Here is a 2,652-nt window from a genome sequence, read left to right as displayed (position 1 = left end):
CAGACCGAGCTTGCTCCATGAGATCTTCGCCCAGCCCTCTGCTGCCGTAGCCGCGGCATCGTCGACGGAGGTCACCTCGACGATGCGCGCATCCCGTTCCGCGCGAGCTGCCTCCAGCATTGCGTCCTGTTCGGTCGCGAGGAGCCGAGCCACCTCACCGCCTAGACCGTCCAGCGAGACCGATGCCTTCTCGGCGCCGGAAATCCGGTTGACGATTGTCGCTTGACCAGCCGCGAGATCGCGTGGACCGACTTCGAGACGGAGTGGCACGCCCTTCAGCTCCCAGTCGACCGCACGGCGGCCGAAGTGGATGTCGGCATCATCGTCCACAGCGACGCGTATGCCGAGGGTCCGCAGCTCGTCGCCGATCCGGCGAGCTGCCGCGACACCTTCGTCCTTGACCGCCATGACCACTACCTGGATCGGCGCGAGCGCCGGCGGTACCCGCAACCCGTGGTCGTCGCCGTGCACCATGATCAGACCCCCGACCATCCGGGCGGAGCTTCCCCATGAGGTCGTCCACGCCAGAGAACGCCGACCGTCCGCGCCGGAGAACTCGATGTTGAAAGCGCGCGCGAAATTCTGACCGAGCTCGTGCGACGTACCCATTTGCAACGCCTTGCCGTCTCGCGTCATGGCCTCGCAAGCCGTCGTGTTGATCGCGCCGGCGAAGCGTTCTGCGGCGGTCTTGCGGCCGACGACCACAGGAATCGCCAGTACTCGCACCATGAAGTCGGTGTAGACCTCGAGCAAGATCCGCCGCGCGTAGGCCCGCGCCTCTTCATACGTCGCGTGCGCGGTGTGACCCTCTTGCCACAGGAATTCGGTGGTACGCAGGAAGATCCGCGGCCGGAGCTCCCATCTGACAACGTTCGCCCATTGATTCAGGAGCAAGGGAAGATCGCGATAGCTGTTGACCCACTTCGCCATGAACTCCCCGATGACCGTCTCTGACGTAGGGCGGACGACGATCGGCTCGTCGAGCGCCTTGCCGCCCGCGTGCGTCACGACGGCAAGCTCCGGGCTGAAGCCTTCGACGTGCTCAGCTTCCCGGTTGAGGTAGGACTCCGGTATGAACAGGGGGAAGTAGGCATTCTGGGCGCCAGCGGTCTTGATCCGGGCGTCCATCTCCGCTTGCATGCGTTCCCAGATCGCGTAGCCGTAGGGCCGAATGACCATCGTGCCGCGAACCGGTCCGTTGTCGGCCAGCTCGGCCTTGCCGACGACGTCCTGGTACCAGCGAGGGAAGTCCTCTGCCTGCGGAGTGAGCACGCGTGCCATAACAGGGATGCTACGGAGTCCCCAGTAGCGAATTGACCCGCCTCCACCGGTCAGTGCTGACCGTAGGATCAGGCAACAACGGCGCCGCGCAACACGATCCGCTGCGGCTTCGCGAGCGTCGCAAGATCAACCCGGGGGTCAGCTTCATACACGACGAGATCTGCCGGCGCGCCCTCCACCAAGCCAGGGAGCCCTAGCCATTCCCGCGCGCGCCAGGACGACTGCGCAATGACCTCGGCGGCGGGAATGCCGGCGCCGACGAGCTCCCGAATCTCCTCGCGCACCAGGCCATGGTGCATTGAGCCGCCGGCGTCAGTACCCGTGTAGATCGGCACTCCGGCCTCCCAAGCCTGCCTGATTCGCTGGCGCGACGTCTCGTGCAACGCGCGCATGTGCGCCGAGTAGATCGGGAACTTGGCTTCGCCGGTCGCGGCGATGCCCGGAAAGTTATCGATGTTGATCAACGTCGGCACCACTGCCATCCCCCGCCGCGCCACCTCGTCAACTAGGTCCTCCGTGAGCCCGCTGCCGTGCTCGATTGAATCGACTCCGGCGGTGATCAGCGCGGGCAAGGCATCCTCGCCGAACACGTGCACCGCGACGCGGACATCTAGTTCGTGGGCGCGTGCAACCGCGTCCTTCAGCACGTCGTCGGGCCAGACCGGCCCAAGATCACCGGTCGACCGGTCGATCCAGTCGCCCACCAGCTTCACCCAGCCGTCACCGCGCCCGGCCTGCCGCTCGACCTCCGCCACGAGATCATCCGGCTCGACCTCGACGCCGAGGTCGCGGATATATCGGTACGGCCGGGCGATGTGCCGTCCGGCTCGAATCAGCCGAGGCAGATCGTCGCGCCGCTGCACGCCGGTGTTGTCCACCGGCGATCCGGCATCGCGTAGCAGCAGTGCACCCGCGTCACGATCGCGCTTGGCTTGCGTGGCTTGTCCGTCGGGATCCGGAACGTGGCCCTCCGGTGCCAGGCCGATGTGGCAGTGCGCGTCGACGAATCCGGGGAGGACGTATCCGCCGTCGCTGATCGTCTCGGCAGCGCCGGCACAGCGGTCGAACGTCAACCTGCCATCGATCAGCCACGCGTCACGCTCGATCTCGTCGGGTAGGAGGACTCCCCGGACGTGCAGGACCGTCATGGCGGGGACGTTACCGAGCTGCTCGGCTACTTCAAGAAATAGCCGAGCAGATCCATCACGACGTCCACGGATCCGGCCGCGTTGTAGACCTGCGACGTTTCCGGGCCGTTGCTCGGCGCGGGGGCGAGATTCATGATCACGCCGTTCGGCACCAGCCGGCCGCCGCTGAAGTTCACGCTGGACGTATTCGGCCGCGGGGTTGACGGGTAGATGGTCAGGTAGT

3 protein-coding genes are annotated in these 2,652 nt (G+C 66.1%); all 3 read right to left on the bottom strand.

Features of this window, described 5'->3' with window-relative positions; genetic code table 11:
* Nucleotides 1-1,281: proline--tRNA ligase (proS, locus tag VFW69_RS06755; protein ID WP_526499435.1), on the bottom strand; the 1,281-nt coding region annotated here is incomplete at its 3' end.
* 68 nt (nucleotides 1,282-1,349) lie between these two features.
* Nucleotides 1,350-2,429: an amidohydrolase family protein gene (locus tag VFW69_RS06750; protein WP_526499433.1), complete on the bottom strand. Its 1,080-nt coding sequence runs from the start codon at nucleotides 2,427-2,429 to the stop codon at nucleotides 1,350-1,352.
* Between the two features lie 26 nt (nucleotides 2,430-2,455).
* Nucleotides 2,456-2,652 (bottom strand): hypothetical protein (locus VFW69_RS06745; RefSeq protein WP_526499431.1); only part of this gene is annotated, 197 nt, incomplete at its 5' end.

Source organism: Mycobacterium sp., assembly GCF_036273375.1.
In the GTDB taxonomy this organism is placed as follows: domain Bacteria; phylum Actinomycetota; class Actinomycetes; order Mycobacteriales; family Mycobacteriaceae; genus Mycobacterium.
This window is presented reverse-complemented; position numbering and strand designations above follow the sequence as displayed.